24 protein-coding genes are annotated in these 21,666 nt (G+C 60.7%); all 24 read left to right on the forward strand.

The window, feature by feature from the left end:
- Window positions 1-383: 383 nt before the first annotated feature.
- Window positions 384-665, forward strand: coding sequence for a hypothetical protein (locus H1204_RS05995; RefSeq protein ID WP_180730378.1), 282 nt, complete (start codon window positions 384-386; stop codon window positions 663-665).
- Entirely contained in the window at window positions 625-1,287 is a 663-nt protein-coding gene (locus H1204_RS06000) for a hypothetical protein (RefSeq protein WP_243468560.1), read from the forward strand. The genes H1204_RS05995 and H1204_RS06000 overlap by 41 nt, the downstream gene beginning before the upstream one ends.
- 133 nt (window positions 1,288-1,420) lie before the next feature.
- Window positions 1,421-2,011, forward strand: coding sequence for a hypothetical protein (locus H1204_RS06005; RefSeq protein WP_180730379.1), 591 nt, complete (start codon window positions 1,421-1,423; stop codon window positions 2,009-2,011).
- Window positions 1,989-4,007 carry a phage terminase large subunit family protein gene (locus H1204_RS06010; RefSeq protein WP_180730883.1) on the forward strand — a complete coding sequence of 673 codons (2,019 nt, stop codon included), beginning with the start codon at window positions 1,989-1,991 and terminating at the stop codon, window positions 4,005-4,007. Before H1204_RS06005 ends, H1204_RS06010 begins: the two co-directional genes overlap by 23 nt.
- Before the next feature lie 9 nt (window positions 4,008-4,016).
- Window positions 4,017-4,262, forward strand: a complete 246-nt coding sequence (gene gpW, locus H1204_RS06015) for a gpW family head-tail joining protein (protein WP_180730380.1) — start codon at window positions 4,017-4,019, stop codon at window positions 4,260-4,262.
- On the forward strand, window positions 4,262-5,929 hold the full coding sequence (locus tag H1204_RS06020) for a phage portal protein (protein ID WP_180730381.1): 1,668 nt from the start codon (window positions 4,262-4,264) through the stop codon (window positions 5,927-5,929). Before gpW ends, H1204_RS06020 begins: the two co-directional genes overlap by 1 nt.
- Before the next feature lie 68 nt (window positions 5,930-5,997).
- Window positions 5,998-6,795 carry a S49 family peptidase gene (locus H1204_RS06025; RefSeq protein WP_243468561.1) on the forward strand — a complete coding sequence of 266 codons (798 nt, stop codon included), beginning with the start codon at window positions 5,998-6,000 and terminating at the stop codon, window positions 6,793-6,795.
- 25 nt (window positions 6,796-6,820) lie between these two features.
- The gene (locus tag H1204_RS06030; protein WP_180730382.1) at window positions 6,821-7,507 is read left to right on the forward strand and encodes a hypothetical protein; all 687 of its coding nucleotides are present in this window, start codon (window positions 6,821-6,823) and stop codon (window positions 7,505-7,507) included.
- A gap of 34 nt (window positions 7,508-7,541) precedes the next feature.
- On the forward strand, window positions 7,542-8,471 hold the full coding sequence (locus tag H1204_RS06035) for a head decoration protein (protein ID WP_180730383.1): 930 nt from the start codon (window positions 7,542-7,544) through the stop codon (window positions 8,469-8,471).
- A 68-nt stretch (window positions 8,472-8,539) separates the two neighbouring features.
- The gene (locus H1204_RS06040) at window positions 8,540-9,586 is read left to right on the forward strand and encodes a major capsid protein (RefSeq protein WP_180730384.1); all 1,047 of its coding nucleotides are present in this window, start codon (window positions 8,540-8,542) and stop codon (window positions 9,584-9,586) included.
- Window positions 9,586-9,918 (forward strand): hypothetical protein, encoded by a 333-nt coding sequence (locus H1204_RS06045; protein WP_180730385.1) that lies wholly within the window; start codon window positions 9,586-9,588, stop codon window positions 9,916-9,918. The genes H1204_RS06040 and H1204_RS06045 overlap by 1 nt, the downstream gene beginning before the upstream one ends.
- Entirely contained in the window at window positions 9,915-10,487 is a 573-nt protein-coding gene (locus H1204_RS06050) for an ABC transporter permease (protein WP_180730386.1), read from the forward strand. Before H1204_RS06045 ends, H1204_RS06050 begins: the two co-directional genes overlap by 4 nt.
- Before the next feature lie 9 nt (window positions 10,488-10,496).
- A complete protein-coding gene (locus H1204_RS06055) occupies window positions 10,497-10,676 on the forward strand; it encodes a DUF2635 domain-containing protein (protein WP_180730387.1) in 180 nt (59 codons plus the stop codon).
- A complete protein-coding gene (locus H1204_RS06060; RefSeq protein WP_180730388.1) occupies window positions 10,673-12,157 on the forward strand; it encodes a phage tail sheath subtilisin-like domain-containing protein in 1,485 nt (494 codons plus the stop codon). Before H1204_RS06055 ends, H1204_RS06060 begins: the two co-directional genes overlap by 4 nt.
- A gap of 64 nt (window positions 12,158-12,221) precedes the next feature.
- Entirely contained in the window at window positions 12,222-12,599 is a 378-nt protein-coding gene (locus H1204_RS06065) for a phage tail tube protein (protein ID WP_180730389.1), read from the forward strand.
- A gap of 1 nt (window position 12,600) precedes the next feature.
- Complete coding sequence (locus tag H1204_RS06070; protein ID WP_180730390.1) at window positions 12,601-12,969, forward strand: phage tail assembly protein; 369 nt, start codon at window positions 12,601-12,603, stop codon at window positions 12,967-12,969.
- Window positions 12,970-13,075: 106 nt separating this feature from the next.
- Window positions 13,076-14,992, forward strand: a complete 1,917-nt coding sequence (locus tag H1204_RS06075; RefSeq protein WP_180730391.1) for a hypothetical protein — start codon at window positions 13,076-13,078, stop codon at window positions 14,990-14,992.
- A gap of 9 nt (window positions 14,993-15,001) precedes the next feature.
- Window positions 15,002-16,429 carry a DNA circularization N-terminal domain-containing protein gene (locus H1204_RS06080; RefSeq protein ID WP_180730392.1) on the forward strand — a complete coding sequence of 476 codons (1,428 nt, stop codon included), beginning with the start codon at window positions 15,002-15,004 and terminating at the stop codon, window positions 16,427-16,429.
- Window positions 16,429-17,583 (forward strand): phage baseplate assembly protein, encoded by a 1,155-nt coding sequence (locus tag H1204_RS06085; protein ID WP_180730393.1) that lies wholly within the window; start codon window positions 16,429-16,431, stop codon window positions 17,581-17,583. Before H1204_RS06080 ends, H1204_RS06085 begins: the two co-directional genes overlap by 1 nt.
- Window positions 17,580-18,194 carry a phage baseplate assembly protein V gene (locus H1204_RS06090; RefSeq protein ID WP_180730394.1) on the forward strand — a complete coding sequence of 205 codons (615 nt, stop codon included), beginning with the start codon at window positions 17,580-17,582 and terminating at the stop codon, window positions 18,192-18,194. The genes H1204_RS06085 and H1204_RS06090 overlap by 4 nt, the downstream gene beginning before the upstream one ends.
- Window positions 18,195-18,251: 57 nt before the next feature.
- On the forward strand, window positions 18,252-18,695 hold the full coding sequence (locus H1204_RS06095) for a phage GP46 family protein (protein ID WP_180730395.1): 444 nt from the start codon (window positions 18,252-18,254) through the stop codon (window positions 18,693-18,695).
- A 1-nt stretch (window position 18,696) separates the two neighbouring features.
- On the forward strand, window positions 18,697-19,860 hold the full coding sequence (locus tag H1204_RS06100; protein ID WP_180730396.1) for a baseplate J/gp47 family protein: 1,164 nt from the start codon (window positions 18,697-18,699) through the stop codon (window positions 19,858-19,860).
- Entirely contained in the window at window positions 19,861-20,457 is a 597-nt protein-coding gene (locus H1204_RS06105) for a putative phage tail protein (protein WP_180730397.1), read from the forward strand.
- 9 nt (window positions 20,458-20,466) lie between these two features.
- Window positions 20,467-21,666: a hypothetical protein gene (locus tag H1204_RS06110; protein WP_180730398.1), complete on the forward strand. Its 1,200-nt coding sequence runs from the start codon at window positions 20,467-20,469 to the stop codon at window positions 21,664-21,666.

Raw genomic sequence — 21,666 nt, forward strand, 5'->3', positions numbered from 1 at the left:
GACGGCGGGCTTTTTCTATTGGAGCTGAACCATGGGCATGACCCCCTTTGTCGCGTGGTTGCTCTTCCTGAGCACCATGTCGCTAGGCGCGAGCAAAGTCCTGATGGACATGGCGGAGCAGATCGAAGGCGAGGAATAAGCGTCCTCATCCAAGCCGAAGACTGCTGGCAGGGCTGGCTGAGCGCGCCAACATAAACGGCGAACGGGTTGTCGGCTTCGATGAGAACGCAACGAAATTCCGCGATACCCGGAACAGTGCCTCCTTTAAAGGCAGCTAACGCGCATAGTTCTGATATTTCCGAAAGTATGTCTCCTCCTGCGCCGAGAGTCGCGGGATTCGCCAGCGCGCCTCCGCCGCTGGCTTTTCTATTCCCGGTGAATGAATGGCCCGTCCATCCAAGAAGATCGACGCTGACGCCCTCGTCGGCGAAATCGCGTTGATGCGCTCGCCGATCTGGCAGAACGGAAAGCGGAAGGTGGCGGCAATCATCACCGAAGCGACGACCGATGAAGCGTTGCTGCCTGAGAACGCCATCGCGCTGGTGTCTCTGACCGCTTTCCCCGCCGACGCGCCGTCACGCGTGATGGTCGATGTGCCGTTGTATCGCACCGATCCCGACGCAGATGTTTTTTCATCTGCGTGGCTTAAGACAGCGCGCGCGTGAAGTGTTCACGCTCTCTGTAAAGGCCGACATCCGCAAGGTGGCGAAGGCGCTGGACGACATGGCGCGAAAGCAGTTGCCGTTTGCGACCGCACAGGCGATCAACGCGACGGCTGAGAAGGTCAGGCTAGCGCAGCGAGACAACATGCGCGAAGTGCTAGACGAGCCAACGCCATTTACGCTGAACTCGGTTGCGATCAAGCGGGCGACGAAGTCGAAGCCAACAGCGTTGGTCTATGTGAAGCCCGTCGCCGCTGCGTACCTGCTGCCGTATGAGATTGGCGGCAAGAACAAGCTCAACAGCAAAGCGCTCCTGAAGCCGATCAATGCCAAAGTCAACCAGTACGGCAACCTGCCGCGCAATCTGGTCAAGCGGTTGGCATCAAAGCCAAACACGTTCATCGGCAAGGTCAAGACAAAGCGCGGGCTGATCGACGGTGTCTGGCAGCGAACGAAGAAGACGCGCGGGAAAGCTGGTGGATTGAAGCTGCTGGTTGAATTCACCGACGCGCATGAGGCGCGACAGCGGCTCGACTACCGAGGCGTGGGCAAGCGTGTGGTCGCTGCGACCTTCCGCATCGAGCTAGATCGCGCGGTCGCCAAGGCGCTCGCCACGGCGCGCTAGGGCCGACCGGCGCGGTCTGAAAGGTTTTTGACGGGTCCTCCCCCGAAAAAGGAGGGTCACGGGCAATTGCGCACCGCGATCTTCGGCTGGCTACACAGTTTTGAAATTTGGGTAACAGGGTAACAAACCTGACATGAAACAAAGCGCGTTCGCGGAACTTCACGGCGTCAGTCGCAAGACGGTGACAAAGTGGAAAGAGCGCGGCTGGCTTGTGTTTGCGGGCGATGAGGTTGATGTCGAAGCGTCAAACGTCAACCTGAAAAGATACCGACGCGATGGCATAGGATCTGTTACCCAATCTGTTACCCAGGACGGCAAGGTAACAGCGAAGCGGGCGACGAAAAAATCTGTTACCGCGACTGATGCAGAGGTAACGGTTCGCGCTGATGAGACGCCGGCGCGTGCCGCAGAACGGATACTTGCCGCCACTGGCATGGAGCTGGACTTCGACGAAGCGAGGTGCATGAAGGAAAACTACCTCGCTCTGCTCAACCAGCTCGAGTACGACCAGAAATCTGGTCTCGTCGTCGCCGTAGCTGACGTCGCAAAGGCCGTCGGCGAAGAATATGCAAAGGTGCGCACGAAGCTCCTGGCCATCCCGGCCGAGCAGGCACCCGCGATCCATCGACTAAGGACGGTCCTCGAAGTGCAGGATGCGCTGCAGGAGATGATCGTCCACGCGCTTGAGGAGCTAACCCGTGATGGAGTTGGAGGCACCGCCTGAGGCGCGGCGCTATGCCAACGGGTATTCCGAACTGCTGCGCCAACTGCTGGACGCTCGCCGGCGCAACATTCAGCCCCCTCCCAAGCTTTCGCTAAGTGAGTGGGCCAAGAAATATGCGGTGCTGTCCCGCGAGACCAGTGCCCAGACGGGCAAGTTCCGCGCGTTCGCGTATCAGATCGGCATCATGGACGCGGTCACCGACCCATCCGTCGAGACGATCACGGTGCAGAAGTCAGCCCGAGTCGGCTACACCAAGATCCTCGATCACGTCGCGGGCTACTACATCCACCAGGACCCAAGTCCAATCCTAGTCGTGCAGCCGCGCGTAGAGGATGCCGAGGATTACAGCACGACTGAAATCGAGCCGATGCTCCGCGACACGCCGGTGCTCTCGGAAATCGTTGGTGACCTGAAGTCGAAGGATTCGAAACAGAAGATCCTGAAGCGCGTTTTCCGTAACGGTGCGTCGATGTCGTTCGTTGGGGCAAACAGCCCCGGTGGCTTCCGTCGTATCACTGCTCGCATCGTCGAGTTTGACGAGATCGACGGCTATCCGATCCAAGGTGCCGGGAAGGAAGGCGACCAGATTAAGTTGGGCATCAAGCGGACGGAGTCGTTCTGGAACCGCAAGATCATCATGGGCTCGACTCCGACCGTGAAAGGCTTCAGCCGGATCGAGAAGAGCTTCGAAAAGAGCGACCAGCGCCGCTATTACGTGCCGTGCCCGCATTGCGGCGAGTACCAGGTGCTTGAGTGGGGTGGTCCGGATACGCCTCACGGAATGAAGTGGGACAAAGACGAGAATGGAAACGGCTTGCCCGAAACCGTCTACTACGTCTGCAAGGTCAGCGGTTGCATCATCCGAGATGTCGACAAGCCGGAGATGGTCGAGCGCGGCGAGTGGCGCGCGGAGAAGCCGTTTAACGGGCATGCCGGTTTCCATATCTGGGCCGGCTACAGTCTGTTCCCCAATGCTTGCTGGGAGAACCTTGTCACCGAGTGGCTTGAGGTAAAAGACGATCCGCTCGCGCGGCAGACATTCATTAACCTGGTCCTCGGCGAGACATATGAGGACCGCGGTGAGCGAGCGCTGAAAGAAGCGGCGCTAGCGGCGCGAACGGAAGTGTGGGCCGGTGAAATCCCGGATGGCGTCGCGGTGCTCACGGCATCGTGCGACGTCCAAGACGATCGAGTCGAGCTTGAGACAGTCGGTTGGGGGCGCAACGAAGAGCGTTGGTCCATAGATCACCATGTCATTGAGGGCGATCCCGAGAGCGACGAACTCTGGAACGAGGTCGATCAATACCTGATGCGCCAATGGCGTCGCGCCGATGGTCGGCCGTTCAAGGTGGAGGCCGCATGCGTTGACTCGGGTGGCCACCACACGGAAAAGGTCTACCAGTTCTGTAAGGCGCGCATCCGTCGGCGCATCTGGGCGATCAAGGGCGAGTCAGCGGTCTTGGGCAAGCGGAATCCCGTCTGGCCGACGACCAAGCCGAGCCTGCGGAACAAGGCGAAGTACCGGCCTGTGATCATTGGTGTCAATGCCGCGAAGGACGTGGTCCGTTATCGACTGCATCTTGAAGCGGAAGAGCGAGACGGGCAGATCGTTTATCCGCCGGGATACATGCATTACCCGACCGATCGAGACATCAACTTTTTCGCGCAGCTCGTCTCCGAGCGGTCGATTGTAAAGACCGCGAACGGGCAGAAATATCGCGTGTGGGAATTGCCGCCAGGCCGTGCCAATGAGGCGCTTGACCTTGCCGTGTATTCGTACGCGGCACTGTGCGGGCTGATCCACTACGGGCTGAAGCTAAACAAGCGCGCTGAAAGCGTGGCGCAACCCTATGTCTCGAATGGTGTCGACGACGAGCCGGTGATTGTCGAGCCGCCCGCTCAAACGGCGGCAGTGGCTGCGCCGATAGTGAGCCAGCCAGCTACGGCGCCCGCCGCAAAACCCAGCCGAAAATCGTTTGCCAGTCGACTGGCGTAAAGGAAGGCAATGGCTATCACTGATGGCATGAGCACCGCCGACATGCAGGCGAGATTGGCAGCGCTGCAGGCGGCCTATTTCGATCTGTCGGCGGGCGCGAAGATCGTGACGGCTAATTACAACCAGGGCGATGGTTCCAAGTCAGTCACGTATCAGCAGAGCGACATCACGCAGGTCTACCGCAGCATCCTGATGCTCCAGAAAGCATTGGGCCTTATTTCTTGCTATCCGCGCGCGCGAAGGGTTCTCTTTTAATGTCACTCATCGTCGATTCTTCCGGCAAGCCCTTCGGGGACCTGCCGGCCGGCGGTCGTGCGCGTGCGGATAGTGGATGGGGTGGACCGGGTATTACCCAACCGCCTTATTCAAGTCTCTTTCCGTATGAAGCGGCGTCCGTCCAGACGCCCGAAATGGGGCAGTGGTTTCCGTGGATCCGATCGCCGGATTCGGAAATCAACTTCTCCCGCGACCGGATGGTGTCGCGTTCGCGCGATCTCACGCGGAACGACGGTTGGGCAAGCGGCGGCATTACCCGGATTCTGGACAACACCGTCGGCGCTCACATGCGCCTGTCGGCAAATCCGGACTGGCAATACCTGCGTCGTTTCAGCAAGAAATTTGACGCGATATGGGGCGACGAATTCCGGAAGGCTGTTGAGGCGCTGTGGCGCGTCTATTCTGAGGACCTCGGGCATTTCAACGACGTCAGCCGCCAGTTGACGATGTCGCAGCAGCTGCGGCTCGGCCTGCGCCATAAGTTGATCGATGGCGAGGATCTGTTCGTTGCGCACTGGCTTCCGGATCGTATCGGACGCGGCGCGGCACAGTACGCTACTGCATTCCTTGTCGTCGACCCTGATCGCTTGTCGAACCCGTATCAGATGGTCGATACGAAGTATCTACGCGGCGGTGTCGAGATTGACGATGACGGCGTGCCGGTTGCGTATCACATCCGCAAGGCCCATCAGAACGACTGGTACAACGCCGTCGAATCGATGGAGTGGGAGCGTGTCGAGCGCGAGGACGAAGACGGCTGGCGCCGTGTGATTCACGACTTCGAGCGCGACCGCGCTAGCCAGAATCGCGGCATTGGCGTATTCACGCCGGTGCTGTCGCACGCGAAGATGCTCGCGCGCTACTACGGCGTCGAGCTGCAGGCGGCGACAGTCGCGACGATCTTCGGCACGTACGTGACGAGCCCGTATGATCCCGCGATGATTCAGGACGCGATGGAAAGCGAGGGCAGTGAGCTCGGTTTCTATCAGGATCTGCGCGCTGATTGGGCCAAAGAGCGGCCAGCGATGCTGAACAACGTCCGTGTGCCGACATTGGCGCCGGGTGAGGAAATCAAGCAAGTTGCTGCGGCTCATCCGCATTCGGGATTCGAAGACTTCGCGCATGAAATGCTGCGCTCGATCGCGGCGGCGCTCGGCGTTTCGGCAGAGCAGATCACGCAGGACTGGAGCAAAACCAACTACTCGAGCGCGCGAGCTGCGTTGCTCGAAAGCTGGAAGACGCTCAGCCGTCGCAATACCGAATTCAAAGTCGGTACGGCGACGCCGATCTATGCCTCGTGGCTTCAAGAGGCTATGGAGCGCGGTGACTTGGATGACGTTCTTCCTGGTGGCGCTCCCGAGTTCATCGAAGCTGCTACGGCCTACTCGCGTTGCGATTGGCTTGGCGTAGCGCGTGGATGGGTCGATCCGGTCAAGGAAAAGCAGGGCGCAATCCTAGGTCTGGATGGCGGACTGTCCACGCTCAAGCGCGAATGCGCCGAGCAAGGCCTCGATTACGAGGAGGTAATCCAGCAGCGCGCGATCGAAGTCAAGATGTTCAGGGACGCTGGGCTGCCACCACCGAAATGGTTTGGAGATGGTGCGACCGATGCGGCCGGCCCGGAAGAGGATCCACAACCCCAATGAAAAACCTACCTTTCCTTGCGCAGCGGCTATTCAATACGCCGCTCGCCATCACTCCGGCGAAAGCCGAAATGGTGATGGCGGCGCTGGCTGATCGGTTCGGCATCACGAAGCTTTTCCGTGCAAACGGAGACGTGCTCGCTATGAGCGAGTTCGGAATCGATGAAGACGATGACGAGCCGGACTATCGCTATTACGACGTCGTGCAGGGCGTAGCGGTCATCCCGATCAGCGGCACCTTGGTGCAGAAGTCGGGCTATATGCGCCCCACCTGTGGCATGACGGGCTACGACGGAATCCGTGCGAATCTGAGTATGGCGCTCGACGACTCGTCGGTGAAGGCGATCATGCTTGACATCGACAGTGGCGGGGGTGAGGTCGCGGGCTGCTTCGACCTGGTCGATGCGATCTATAGCGCGCGTGGGAAAAAACCGATATGGGCTGTACTTTCGGAAGCTGCCTACTCGGCAGCGTACGCCATTGCAAGCGCCGCCGACAGGATCACCGTACCGCGTACGGGTGGAACGGGCAGTGTCGGGGTTATATGCGCCCACGTCGATTTTTCTAAGGCGCTCGCGAAAGACGGTATCGCCGTCACAATGATTCATTACGGCGCGCGGAAGGCAGATGGCAGCGAATTTATGCCGCTGTCGGACCAAGCGCTTGCGCGTTTCCAGGCTGACGTCGACGAGCTCGGAGAGCTCTTTGTCGCGACGGTCGCGCGCAATCGAAAACTGTCTGTCGCGAAGGTGCGCGGAACACAGGCATCAACGTATCTCGGCGCCGCTGGCGTCGCGATCGGCTTCGCTGACGAAGTTATGTCGCCAGACGAGGCGTTTCGTTCCCTGCTCGCAGAGCTGGGCGACTGATTTACCCAAACCCCTAGGAGTATCAATGAGCATCCGTTCCCTTGCGGCGCGCGGGCTGTCGTTCGCCCATCTCGCCAGCCTGTCGAATCGCGCTTCCAAGGCCGAAGACGACGAAGAAAAGAAAGACGCACGCGCTGAAGGCGATAGCGACGACGAAGAAGAAAACACCGATCGCAATCGCGACGACGGCGACTCCAAGAAGTCGAAGAAGGCGCGCGCTGAAGACGATGACGATGACGGCGCGGAAGACGACGGTCAGAAGTCTGGCAAAAAGGCAAAGAAGGCTGAGGACGGCGACGAGTCCAAGGACTATGCCGAAGAGGACGATGACGACGGCGCCGAAGATGACGGCCAGAAGTCGGGCAAGCGCGCTGAAGAAGATGGCGACGACGAAGACGAGGAGATGCGCGGCAAGAGCGCGGTTGCTCGTGCCCGTCGCCGTGAGCAGGCACGCTGCGCCGCGATCATGGGCCACAAGGCTGCTGGCCGCAACGTCGTGCTCGCCGCGAACCTCGCGTTCAACACGCGTATGGGCCGCAAAGAAGCGATCGCAGTGCTACAAGCTACGCCCGCAGCATCGACGCCGGGCCAAGGCCGTCAGGCACGCAATCCGAACCTCGGGGCTGGTGGCGAGATGCATCGCAACCCGCAGCGCGAGGCGTCAGCTGGCTGGGACCGCGCCTTCTCGAAGGCAACGGGCAAGCGCGCGTAAGCGTACCTCTCACATCTTCATTTAAGGAGCTCTCATGAGCTACGTTTCTCGCGCTCCCCTTCTCGAGCAATGGCACCCGGGTGGTTTTCTGGTCTCGCAGCCGCGGGGCCATCGCCACATCGACCGCGTTCTGATTTCCGGCGCGACCAAGGTGCTTCCGGGTACCGTGATGGGCCAGCAGACGACCGGCGCAACCGCGGTCGCCGCCGCGCTCGGCACGAACACCGGCAATGGCACGTTCGGTGCGATCACGCCAGTTACCGTTCCGACGCAAATCGGCGCGTACTCGGTTGTGTTCACGGCCGCAACGGCATTCACGGTGACAGCACCGAGCGGCGCAACGGCGACGGGCTCGACGGGCGTCGCATTCTCGGCCCTGGGCATCGGTTTCACGATCACTGCTGGCGGCACCGCCTTCGCAGTGGGCGATACGTTCACCATCACCGCGACCGCAGTTGTGGGCAAGCCGACAGCCGCAGCGGTTGCCGGCGGCACCAACGTCGGTAACGGCGCGTGCTCGGCAGTTACGACGAACGGCTATGCGCCGGTTGTGGGCGTCTACGCGGTCGAGTTCGATGACGCGACGCACTTTATTATGTCGGCGCCGAACGGTCAGGAAATCGGTCACGGCACGGCGGGTGTCGCGTTCTCTGCCGGTGGCCTGAACTTCACGATCACGGCGGGCGGTACGGCGTTCGTACCGGGCGATAGCTTCACCGTCACGGTCGCAGCCGGCGCCGGCAAGTGGGTGCCCTGCACGGCGACGGCGGTCGATGGTTCGCAGAACGCTGCTGGCATCTGCTTCGGTCTGTCGGACGCATCGCTGAATGACGTCATGGGTGCGATGGTCGTGCGCTCGTGCGAAGTGAACAAGTCCGAACTCGTGTGGGATTCGTCGATGAACGCTGCCTCGCAAGCGGCCGCTCTCGTGCTGCTTACGGCGCTCGGCATCATCCCCCGCTGATCCTCCAATCCCCCATCGAATTCAAGCCGCCTTCGGGCGGCTTTTTCATTTTCTGAAGGAGCCGTTCAATGGCATCGCTTGACATTTTCAATCAGGACGCGTTTTCGACTGTCACGCTGACTGCGGCGGTCGACAAGTACCCGTATGAGCCGCAGACCCTCGGCGAGCTGAACATTTTCGACGACGATCCCATCCGCACGACGGCGCTGGTCGTCGAGCAGCGCCAAGGTCAGCTCGTCGTCATCCCGCTGAGCGAGCGCGGCGAGGCAGGCACGCAGCGTACGACGGAAAAGCGCCAGGCGCGTTACTTCGACATTCCGCGTCTGCGCCACTCCGACACGATCTACGCAAACGAACTGCAGAACATCCGTGCGTTCGGCACGGAGTCGGAACTGATGCAAGTGCAGGACGAAGTTGCGCGTCGTCTCGCTGGTCCGACGGGTCTGCTGAAGAACATCGAGTACACCTGGGAATTCCAGCGTCTCGCCGCTGTTCAAGGTCTGTTCACGGACTCCGACGGAACGGTGCGATACAACTGGTTCCAGGAATTTGGCATCACGCAGGCCACCGAAGTCGGCTTCAATCTGTCCAACGGCGGAAACCCGATCGCCAACAGCCTTCGTCCGATCTGCAACCAGATCACCCGTTCGATGGCGCGCAAGGCACAGGGTGCATTCACGCCGTCGACGAAGGTCTTCGCGCTCTGCGGCGATGCTTTCTACGACCAGTTCGTCAACCATCCGGACGTAATTCGCACGTTTGTGAACTGGAGCGACGCGACGGAAATCCGTGGCGGCAACTCGGGTGGTGCGTTCACCGCGTTTGAATTCGGCGGCATCCGTTGGCTGAACTACCGCGGTTCGGATGACAACACGACCATCAAGATCCCGGACGACAAGGTCAAGTTCTTCCCTGTCGGTGCTCCCGGCATCTTCCGCCGCGCGTTGGCCCCGGGCGAATCGTTCCAGTGGGTCAACACGCCGGGCAAGCCGGTGTACGTGGTTCCGATCATGGATCGTGACCGCAACGAGTGGTGGAAGCAGGAAGTTTCCAGCTACCCGCTGCACATTTGCACGCGACCGGAAGTTTTGCTGAGCGGTCGCTCGGAGGCGTAATGCCCATTGACTGGAATGCCGTGGTCATCGGCCCGCTGCAGGGCGTTTTCGGCGAGCCGGTGATCTATACGCCACTCGGTGGCGCGGCATTCCAGATCACCGGCGTCTTCGATGATGCATATCTGAAAGAGATGATGTTCGAGGACGGCTCAACGGGCACCAACACCGTCTCGGCGGTGCTCGGTGTCCAGCTATCGCAGTTCCCGACACCGCCTGCGCAGAACGGCTCGCTGACTGTCATTTCCAATGGCGCTAGCTATCTGGTCCGCGAAGTCCGGCCGGACAGCCACGGTGGCGCAAAGTTGATGCTTAGCAAGGTGAGCCCGACATGACCACGTCTGCCGATATTCGCGGGCTGGTGATCGGCGGCCTCATCGGAGCGACGAACGCGGGCACATCAGTGTTCTCGCCGTTCGATTGGCCGACTTCGCTGGAAAGCTTCCCCTGCATCCTCGTCCGTGCGCCGCGCGAGCGTAAGCATTCGCTCGGCAAGAATGCGCCGCTGTTTGAAGTGACGACGACGGTGGAGATCATCGCTCGCACGCGCGCAGTGGCGCAGTTGGGCGATGCGGGTTCGGCTGAAGCGCTCGCGGCGGCCGAGCAACTGAAGCAGCAGATCGAAGTCGCGCTGATCAACAACCCGTCGCTATGGGTCGATCCGGACGGCGGCCAGATCATTGAGCAATTCGAATCGGTCGAGTCGGAAATCACGACCAGCTCCGAAGGCGAAATGCCGATGGCTGAGTTGCAGATGCGTATCGAAATCCAGTTCGTGCAGGGGCCCGACGACTTCTATCCGATCCCGAGCATCCCGCTGGAAAACTTCACGGGCACCGTTGTGCAGCCGGCTGGGACCGTCGAGCCGACTTTCTCGATCACTTTTCAACCCCCAATCTCGTAGGAGCGCCGAATGCGCGTCAAACCTGCACCGGGCCTGTCTGTACGGGACCCGGAGACGAAGCAATTGCTGCCGGTCGATGGCATCGACGTGCCCGACGACAGCATCCTCTGGAACAAGATTCTCAATGACGGCGACGTCGTGCTGGTACCGGCGAAGTCGTCTTCCGCAAAGGAAGGTGACAAGGCATGAGCACGGTCCCGTTCAAGACAATTCCGTCGGGTTTGCGACTGCCGGGCTCGTTCTTCGAGCTCGACAACTCGCAGGCGAACACGGCGCAAGCGAATCAGCGCGCGCTGATCATCGGCCAGATCACGGCCGCAGGTATCGCGACGCCGAATGTCCCGATTATCTCGGGCGGTGTCGGCGATGCCGCGACGCAGGGTGGCGCGAGCTCGATGCTGGCCAACATGGTCAGCACCTATCGCCTTAACGATAGCTTCGGTGAAGTCTGGTATCTGCCGCTGTCCGATGCCGCCGGCGCGGTGGCGGCGGTGGGCTCGATCGCATTCACGGCGCCGCCGACGGCAAACGGTACGATCTCGCTGTATATCGCGGGCATTGTCGTGACGGTGCCGGTTACGGCCTCGCAAGCGACGACCGCGATTGCGACCGCTGTCGCTGCGGCGATCAATGCGATTCCGGCGATGCCGGTCACCGCATCGGTGACGACAAGCACTGTCACGTTGACTGCTGACAACAAGGGTCTGTGCGGCAACGAGATCAACATCCAGCTCAACTACTTCGGCACAGCGAATAGCGAATCCACGCCGACCGGGCTGACGTACACGATCACCGCAATGACGGGTGGTGCTACGAATCCGACGCTCACGACGGCCTTGGGTAACCTCGGCAACATGACGTTCGATTTCATCGCGAATCCGTACACTGACACGACGTCGCTCGACGCGGTTAAGCAGCTGCTCAACGACCAGACTGGTCGTTGGAGCTGGCAGCAGCAGTTGTACGGCCATTCGTTCGGCTCTTTCGCGGGCACGTTCGCCGCTGCGACGACGCTCGGTCTTGCTCGAAACAACCAGCACGAAACGATTCTGCCGTTCAACGGCAGCCCGACGCCGAGTTGGCTCTGGGCGTCGGCGCTGTGCGGACAGGCGGCCGCGAGCGTTCGTACCGATCCTGGCGTGCCGTTGCAGTATCTGCCGCTTCAAGGCGTACTGCCGCCGCCCGTCGCGTCTCAGTTTCTGCCGAGCCAGCGAGAAACGTTGCTGTACGACGGTCTTTCGACTTTCACGGTCGCGCAAGACGGAACGGTGCTGACCGAGAACATCGTCACGACGTACCAGACGAACGCGCAGGGTGTCGCCGACAACAGCTATCTGGAAGTCGAAACGATGTTCCAGTTGATGCTGGAGATCCGGACGCTGCAGGCGATGCTTACGTCGAAGTACGCACGGTGCAAGCTGGCCGACAACGATTCGAAGCCGGCGGCCGGATCGAACCTCGTGACGCCGAATACGATCTCGGCCGACATCATCGCGCTGTATCAGGAACGGACCGACGCGGGCTTCACGCAGAACGCCGATGCATTCGCTTCGGCGCTCGTCGTGAAGAAGAACACGGTCAACCCGAATCGCGTGGACATCCTTTGGCCTGGCACGCCGGTGAATCAGATGCGCACGTTCGCGACGTTGGTCCAGTTCCGGCTGCAGTAATTCAGCCGTTCCATAGCAGTGGAGCCGCCCTGGGGCGGCTTTTTCGTTTTCAGGAGGACATTCAATGTCCAGCAATCTGATCGCAGGTATCGCGCAGGCGATTATCGACGGCGTCACGCGACAGCTGGAGGGAAGCGCGAAGTACAGCCCCTCGAAAGTCAAGCGTGAAGCGATGGTCGGCCAGGATGGTTTCCATGGCTGGAAAGAGACGCCGGTGACGGGTTCGATCTCGATGTCGTTGCGCGACGCCGGGGATATGACCGTCGCCGATTTCAACGCCATGCGGAACTCGACGATCGTTCTCGTTCTGGCGAACGGCAAGACGATCGTCGGGCGCAACATGGGCGCGACTGACGTTCAGGAAGTCGATACCGAGGACGCGAAATTCGATCTGAAATTCGAAGGTCCGCAGGTCTCGGAACAAACGGTTTCGGTGAGCTGATATGGCAGATGACAAGAAAAAGCGTCGTGAGCCGACTCCCGACACGCTGACGATCGAGTTGTCGAAGACGATCACGCTCGGCGGCGGCGGTGACGACACCGTCTATACGGAGATCGTTCTGCATGAGCCGAACCTCGATCAACTGAGCACGTTCATCAAGAAAGCGGCGAAGGAAGGCGCGCTAGAAGCGATGAAGTGGCTGGTGTCCTCCGTGTCCGCTGTTCCGCTGAACGTCCTCGCGAAAGTCGGTGTGCGCGACTACTACAAGGCGCAGAACTACCTCACGGAGTTCATTAGCCCGCCCGACGAGGACGATCCCGAGGGAAACGGGGAGGGCTCCCCCGAGAGTGGGAGCACACCGTCCGACTGACAGAGCGCTTCTGGCGCTGGCAACCCAGCGAAACCAAAAAGCTGACGTGGAGTGAGGTGCGCAACTATGCGTATCACGCCGCGCGCATGATGAAAAAGGACTGAGCGTGTCGCAAGAATTTGTCATTCGCATCCGTGCCGACGACGCAGCGACCGCGACCGTCAACAAGATCAAGGAAGCGCTCGGCAAGGTCACCGATCCCATCGACAAGGCGCAAAAGCGCCTCGGCAAGTTCGGTGATCTCGGCTCTTCGAATCTGGGCAAGCTGGAGAAGGGATTCCGCAACGCCGCGACGGCGGCCGGAAAGGTCGTCGATAAGATCGTCGAGATCATCCCTGGTCTTGCAGCGATCGGCGGCGCTGCGTCGCTCGCTGGTTTGTCGGCGCTGGCGGTGCGCTTCGGCACGTTCGGCTTCACGCTCAACAAGACGTCGAAGCTGCTCGGCATGAACGCGCAGGATCTCGCAGCATGGCACGTTGCCGCGCGTCGCGCCGGTGTATCGGCCGAAGAGTTGGATTCGAGCATGAGCGCGTCGCAGATGGCTATTCGCGGCGCGGCGAACGGTGCCGATCCGCATGCAATGCTTCTGCTTCAGAAGATGGGCGTGCAGATCGCGCGGAACAAGGACGGCACGGTCGACTATTACTCGACACAGATGCGCCTGATGAAGGCAATTCAGGGGCAGCGATCGGTGCAGGCGCAGCGCGAGGCCGCGAACTCGTTCGGCATGGGCGGTCTGTTGCCGATGATTCAAAACGGCACGTGGGACGCGGACAAGGCGCGTGCTATCCGGCAAGGTCTCGTTCCGACCGATGCCGAGATCGCAAAGGCAAAAGCCTTCAACGAGGACATTGCGGATCTGCGCGGGTCCGCCGAAGGTCTCGGCAACAGCATCGGATCGGCGTTGATTCCGGTGCTCGATCCGGTCATCAAGAAGATGTCGCAATGGCTGGACAAGAATCGCGCGGACATTGCCGACAAGGTCGCGACGGCTGTGCAGAACTTCGTCACCTGGCTTTCGAAGATCAATTGGGATGAGGTGGCATCGAAGGCAAAGGCGCTGTGGGACAACCTCGGTGGGATCAAGGGCGTCGCAGCTGCGATTGCGCTGATCAAGTTCGGCGGTCCGATTGCAGGCGTCCTGAACCTCATCGGGTCGCTTGTGAGGCTGTCGACGGTTGTCGTTCCGGCTGCTGTCACGGCACTTGGAACACTTGGTTTGGCCGGTGTCGCGGCATGGGGCGCGCTGAAGGTCGCGAAACTCGCCGGGTTGCCCGACGTAGACAACAAGCAGGGCGTCGAAGATGTTCGGAATGGCGACTGGCTCGCTGCATCGGCGCATCTTCCGGCAGGCGATTTCCTGCGTGCACTCGCTGCGCGTGCGGCCGGGAAATCGGATGCAGACATCGCGGCATCGCTCTCTGAGGGAGCAAACCCGGTGGCTGCGAACGGCGGCCGTGCTCCACTTGGCATCCGCAGCAACAACCCGCTGAACATTCTCGATCGGGACAAGAACGAGCTGGTGTTCGAGACGCCGGAGGCGGGCATCCGGGCGGCGGCGGAGAACCTTCGGCGCGGATACCGAGGCTTGTCGCTGGCTCAGATCGCCGACAAGTGGACCGGTGGTGCTCGCACGGGCAACACCCCGCAGCAGATGGCGAACTATGTCGGCTTGTTGTCGAAGGGAACAGGGCTCGGCGCCGACCAGGTGCCGGACCTGAACAATCAAGGCGTCGTTGCTTCGCTGCTAGCCGCGCAGATCCGTGCGGAGAACGGCCAGCAGCCATATACCTCCGACCAGATAGGCGCGGGCGTCGCGGCGGCGATCGCGGGCAATCAGGGCGGCGGGATCACGCCAGCGGCAACGCAAGATGCTGCGCATAACGCGCGCGTGTCGCAGATGCAGCAGGCCGCATTGCACATCACGTTCGACAACGTTCCCGCCGGTGTGCGCCCCGAAGCGAAGACTCAAGATGGCAGTTATCTGCCGACGAAGGTGAATTACCGTCTCGACGGTATCTAGGAGGCTTGATTGAGCGCGATCACGAATGCAGTCAACGTCGCTGGAAGCATTGGTGGCGTTGCTAAGGCGATCGGCGATCTGGCTTCTCTCGTCGACGGGAGCTTCTTCGATAAGCTGCAACCGGCAAGCTTCGGCGAGGTTCCATTCGCTGTCGAGTCCAATCGATTGTCCGCCGGCCGCAAAACGGTAGTCCACGACTACCCAAACCGGGATGAGGTATGGGTTGAGGATCTCGGGAAAAGATCCCGGGCGTTCGAGGTCATCGGGTATCTGATCGAAGGCGATATAAAGACTGGTGGGGGAAGTGTCATATCCCAGAGAGATGCTCTTCTCGAAGTTTGCGAGTGGGAGGGCGGCTGGACTCTCGTGCACCCGACGCTGGGAAGGATCAGGAACGTCATCTGTCTCGGCGTGGAGATCATTGAGCGCCGTGACCTCGGGACCGTTTTTGAAATTCGGCTGTCGCTGATCGTCGGCGGCAGTCGACTTTTCCCGACGGCCATCACCGCGACTGCAAGCGCAAGCGCTATTGCAGCGAACAAGACAGGGCTCCAGGCGCTCGCGGATTTCGTCAAATCGACTGCGGCGTCCATTGCTGCTGGCGCCGCCGTTGTGCAGCAAGCTGTATCGACGGTGGTGGGTTGGTATCAACTGGGCGTGACGGCGATCAATGATGTGAAGCGCATCATCGGCGCCGTATCGACGCTAGCGGGCAATTTCGGGCGGCTGTTTGGTGGCGGAAATAGTGGCATTTCCGGCAGCAATGCGCAGGCTCCGACGACTAAGACGGCATCCGATCTGCTCTCGGCGTCGTCGGCGGCACGGGCGAACGTTCTGACGGCCGGCGCTGCACTCCAAGCTGCTGCAGCCAATCCGTCTGATTCAGCGACGCTCGGCGCGGCGGCACAGACCTTCGTAGCAGCGATCGCGGCATCGGCAACGGCTCCGGCGGATGCGGTCCGACTCGTTAGCAATCTTGCGCAGTACTCGCCCGCACCAGTGGCACAGACGGGCCCGATCGGAAGCGCGATGGGCACGATGCAAACGGCGATGGCGGCGCTGCTTCGCCGTTGTGCGTTGGCGCAGCTCGCGGTGACGTTGACGACGTATCAACCGTTGTCGCAACATGATGCGGACTCGGTTCTGGCGTCGGCCGTCGGTTTGATTGACGCTGAATCTGACATTGCTGGCGATGCTGGTGACGACGATACGTATCAGGCGCTACGCGAGTTGCGCCAGTCGGTGGTCGCCGATATGACGGCGCGCGGTGCGGATGTGGCAGCGATTGCCACGTTTTCATTCAACGCAACGCTTCCATCGCTGGTGCTGGCAAACCGCATTTACCGCGATCCGACGCGCGAGCCTCAGCTCGTGCAGCAGATCAACCCACGGCACCCGGCATTCTGCCCGACAACGTTTCAGGCGCTTTCTAGCTGATGGCAGCAGACGACATCACCCTGCGAGTATCAACGTGCACGCGAAATCCGAATGCGGCGCTCGGACAGCCGACGTACACCACGTCGAACGGGCGAGACATCACCGGATGGACATCGGTGCGCGTGTCGCGCGGCATTGAGCGATGCCCGTCTGATTTCGAGGTCTCGTTCACCGAGCCATATTTCGAAGTCTCAAAGGTGATTGTTCAGCCGGGAGATCTTGTTCAGGTGCTACTCGGGAAGGACATCGTGCTAACCGGCTTCGTCGATCGGTATCTTCCGAGCTATAACGCCCGAGAGCACACGATCAGAATCACGGGCCGCAGTAAGTGTCAGGACCTCGTCGATTGCTCGGCGCGGTGGACAGGCGGTCAGCTGCTCAACCTCACAATCGACCAGATCGCGAAGCAGCTGTGCGCGGTATATGGAATCGATGTGAAGGTCGCTGACGGCACTGTGATCGGCGATCCGATCCCGCAACTGAACATCATGATCGGCGAGCCGATATACGGGGTGCTCGAGCGCCTTGCGCGGTACCGCGCGTTGCTGCTGTATGACCAGCCTGATGGGAGTTTGCTTCTGGCGAACGGCGGCGCAGGATCTAGCGGAATCGGAACGCGGAAGGCCGCGAGTGGTTTCAAGGAAGGCATCAATGTGGCATCGGCGGGCGCGATGTACAGCATGGATGGCCGGTTCTCCGATTATGACGCGGTGTATCAGGGTCTCGACACGCTTCAGGACATCGGCAACGGCGGCAATCTGATTGCACACGTCAGCGATCCGGGCGTCCCGCGGCTGCGCTATCGCGCGATCGTGTCGGAGAACGTCGCTGGTGGCTCGACGGTCGCGCAGCAGCGCGCGAACTGGGAGCTTGCGGCGCGGATGGGTCGCTCGATGCAAGTCCGTCTTTCGACGGATAGCTGGCGCGATTCGTCGGGCACGCTCTACGAGCCGAACACGCTCGTCGATATTGATCTGCCGGGTTTGAAACTGACGCCCAAGACGTGGTTGATAGCTGACGTCACGTACATGCGCAACGAGCAGGGCACGCGCGCGGATCTCGTGATCATGCCGCCGCAGGCGTTCTATCCGGAGCCGGTGACGCTGTACCCAATCGCGCCGGACATCACGACCGTGCGCGGGGTGAATTCATGAGCTCGGTTCTCGAAGATCTGAAGCTGAGGGTTTGGGCGATCATTGGGCGCGGCCGCGTGAAGTTCGTGGACGACTCCGGGCCCGTGCAGAAGATGCAGGTGCTGATGAATGGCATCGAGACGCCCGACAACCGTTATCGCGTTCCGGAGTTCGGCTTCACGTCGAATCCACCGATCGATTCGGATGTAATTGCTGCGCATGTGGCGGGTGATCGATCCGCTGGCGCGGTGCTCGGTACGAATCATCAGCCGTCACGGCCGAAGGGCTTGCAGCCTGGCGAAACGATGCTCTATAGCCAGGATGGCAAGTCGGTTTATTTGACGGCGAGCGGTGGGATTGTCGTTGAGGCGAAGGGGCAGCCGGTCACTGTGAACGACGCATCGAACGTGACGGTGAACTGCTCTGGCGTGTTCAAGATCGTTGCGCCGGGTGGGATTCAGTTCGTCGCGCCGACGGTGACGTCGACCGGGGATATGCAGGACAACGTCAACACGAACCCGCATTCGATGGCGCAGATGCGCACGATATACAACGGGCACAAGCACCCGGTGGAGAACGTGCAAGGCGGCTCGAGCACGATCGTGTCCGACGTGCCGAACTCGACCGAATAGCGCGAAAGCGCTCAACGATAGAACCCGCTACGGCGGGTTTTTTTACGCCCGAGCGCAATGGCAGACATCTCAATCACGTGGGACGCGTCGAACGGTCGCGGCGACTGGACGATGAATGGGCCGGTGCTCGCCACCGGCAACGACATCGAAACGGCGATCCTGATCAGCATCTTCTCGGACCGCATGGCCGAACCAGACGACGTCATACCCGATGGTACGAACGATCCGCGAGGCTGGTGGGCAGACGATGAAGTGCCCATCGGTTCCCGCATGTGGCTCCTTCAGCGGGCGAAGCAGACAGGAACGACGCTGCAGCGCGCGTACGACTACCTCGCCGAAGCACTGAAGTGGATGGTTGATGACGGCGTTGTTGGTCGTTTCGACATCTCAACGCAATGGGTGCGCACAGGGATGCTCGGCGCGGTGATCGTCGCGTATTCGCCGACGGGCACTCTACTTTCGAAAGGCCAATACGCCTGGGCTTGGGCGGGGATCAACTGACATGCCATACGCAAGACCGACACTCACGCAACTTCGTGCGCAGACTGCCGCCGACCTGCAGGTGAGTCCGGCTGGGTCCGATCCGCTGCTTCGTTTTTCGAGCCTCAACGTTCTCGGTCGCGCGCTCGCAGGGCTCGCAAACGAACAGTACGGATATACAGACTGGGTGGCGTTGCAGTCGAATCCGTTCACCGCGACGGATGAGTTCCTCGAGGCGTGGGCGGCTCTGAAGAACGTCTTCCGCGAGGCCGCGACGCAGGCAGGCGCGGTGACGCCTGGGCAGATCACATTCCCGGCGACGGGTACGAACCTGATCACGATCGGCACGCTCGTGACGCGCGGCGATGGCGTGCAATACACGACAACATCGCTCGGTACCCCGTCGGGCGGCACGGTCACGGTGAATGCTGCGGCGAACGCTGATCTGACTGGCTTGACCGGCGCCTTCGGCAATTGCGCTATCGGCACTGTCATGACGCTGGGCACGTCGATCGCGGGGATTTCGTCGACGGGTTCGGTGACGGTCGCATTCACCGGCGGCGCAGACCGCGAACTGGACGACAGCCTGCGCTCCCGCATGTTGTTCGCGTACCAGAATCCGCCGCAGGGTGGGGCTGTTGCGGACTACATCACCTGGGCGAAGCAGGTCAGCGGCGTCACGCGCGCGTGGTGTAACCCGAACGGCTTCGGCGCGGGCACGGTCGTCGTCTACGCGATGCTCGACAGTGCCGAGTCTGGTAACGGCGGCTTCCCGGTCGGCGTGAATGGCGTTGCGACGGCAGAGACGCGAGGCACGCCGACGGCACAGGGCGATCAGCTCACGATCGCGAATTACATCTACCCGCTTCGGCCCGCTACGGCGCTTGTCTATGTGTGTGCACCGAACCAGCAGGTCGTTAACTTCACTATCAGCGGCTCGGCGAACTTCAGCGCTGCGACGAAGGCGCTTATCCAATCCGCGATCGCAGGTGTCTTCGTGATGTACGGATCGCCAATAGGCTCGGTGGCGGGTCAGAACGGAACGATCTACCTGTCGTACATCGAATCGGCTATCGCGGCGATCGCTGGAACGACTGGCTTCGTCGTCACTTCTCCGACAGGAAATATTGTCGGTACGACGGGGCAGTTGCCGGTGCTTGGCCTTCCCATCACCTGGAATCCGTAAATGGCAGCACCGAACTATTCGGCCAGCGATTTCGCCACGCTGATTCACGCGCTGATGCCCCGTGGGCTCGTTTGGCCGCGCGATGCGACGGCGGTGATGGCGCAGGTCATCAGCGGCCTTGCTCCGACATGGGCGCGACATACGCAGGCGAACAACAACCTGCTTGTCGATGCGTTTCCTCTAACTGCTGTCGAGCTGCTACCCGAATGGGAGTCGACGCTCGGTCTTCCAGATCCGTGCGCGGGCTCATCTCCAACGCTACAGGGCCGACAGCAGCAGGTTGTTGCGCGGCTCACGAACAGCGGCGGCCAGTCGGTGCCGTACTTCATCGGCTACGCGAAAACGCTCGGCTACACGGTGACGGTGACTGAGTTCACACCATTTCGTGTCGGTCAGCAGCGCATGGGATGCCAGCTCGGTACGCAGGACTGGGCTTTCACGTGGCAGATCAATTCTGCGCTGAACACGGTCTCTTACTTTCAGACGGGCCAGTCATATGTCGGACAGGCGCTCGCGAGTTGGGGCAATGCGGTACTGCAGTGCGAACTCACGGCGATCAAGCCGGCGCACACGTATTTGAACTTCGCATATCACTAAAGGATCAGCATGTTCCAAACCGATCAGGCTACCGCAGCCGCATCACTGCCGACGCCAGCCGCAGCAGGTACGCAGGGCTTCTTCACGAACGGAAATCCGTCGACCGGCGTCGCCGCGACCATTCTCGACGCTGACTTCATGAATATGGTCATGCTCGAGCTGGCGAACGTGGTGACGGGCGCCGGCCTGACGCTGAGTAAGACCACATACAACCAGGTGCTGGCGGCGATCAAGCAGTTGGCGCAGAGCGGATCTGCGAATTACGCAGGCGATTCCGGAGCAGCGAATGCGTACGCTGCGACGTATTCGCCAGCAATTACGTCGTTCACCAATAGCCTCGTCCTCAGGTTCTTGGCAAATCATGCCAATACCGGACCGTCGACGTTCAACCCGAACGGACTCGGCGCTTATCCGATCTGGGGAGCGAATCACCAACCACTTCAAGGGGGAGAAATCGCCCTTAATGGCGATGTGTGGATCCAATGGAATAGCGCGCTCAATGGTGGGAGCGGTGCGTTTGTTTTGCTGGAATGCACTGGCGGCGCACTGCAAATTGCACCGGCCACTCAGAGCCAGCATGCTGTGCAGTTGGGGCAAGTTCAGGCGCGAGGCATTCAAGCTTCCGGTATTACCGTAGTTACCACTACCGGAACCCTCGCGGCGAGCGTTGCAGGTGGAACGGTATCCGGGAATGCGGCATCGGCCACGACCCAAACGCTACCTGCGGCAGGAAGCGTTGCTTCCGGCGTGCGCATTGAGTTCATAAATATCAACACGGGGGTAATGACTGTCTCACGCGCGGGCAGCGATACTATTACGGCAAACAGCGCGCCGGTCACAACTATCGCACTCGGCAATGGCGATACGCTGACTCTGGAATCGAATGGCGCGAATGGTTGGTACGCTGTCGGCGGCTCTGTGCAGCTCGCGTTCTCTGCCGTATTTGGCAGTTCCAAGGCCGTGAATGGCTATCAGAAACTACCTGGCGGTCTGATCCTGCAATGGGGTTCTGTAACACAGACTACGGCTCAAAACGTGGCAGTTACGTTTCCAATTGCCTTTCCGAACGCCGTGCTCAGCACTGGCGCGTCATCAGCCAATAGCACAGGCACCAATAACGGTGCGTCAACATACACCACCACTCTTAGTGGCATGTCAGTCGCCCTCAATGCCAATTATTCGTTCACGTGGTACGCCATCGGTCAGTGA

The organism is Paraburkholderia sp. PGU19 (assembly GCF_013426915.1).
Lineage (GTDB): Bacteria > Pseudomonadota > Gammaproteobacteria > Burkholderiales > Burkholderiaceae > Paraburkholderia.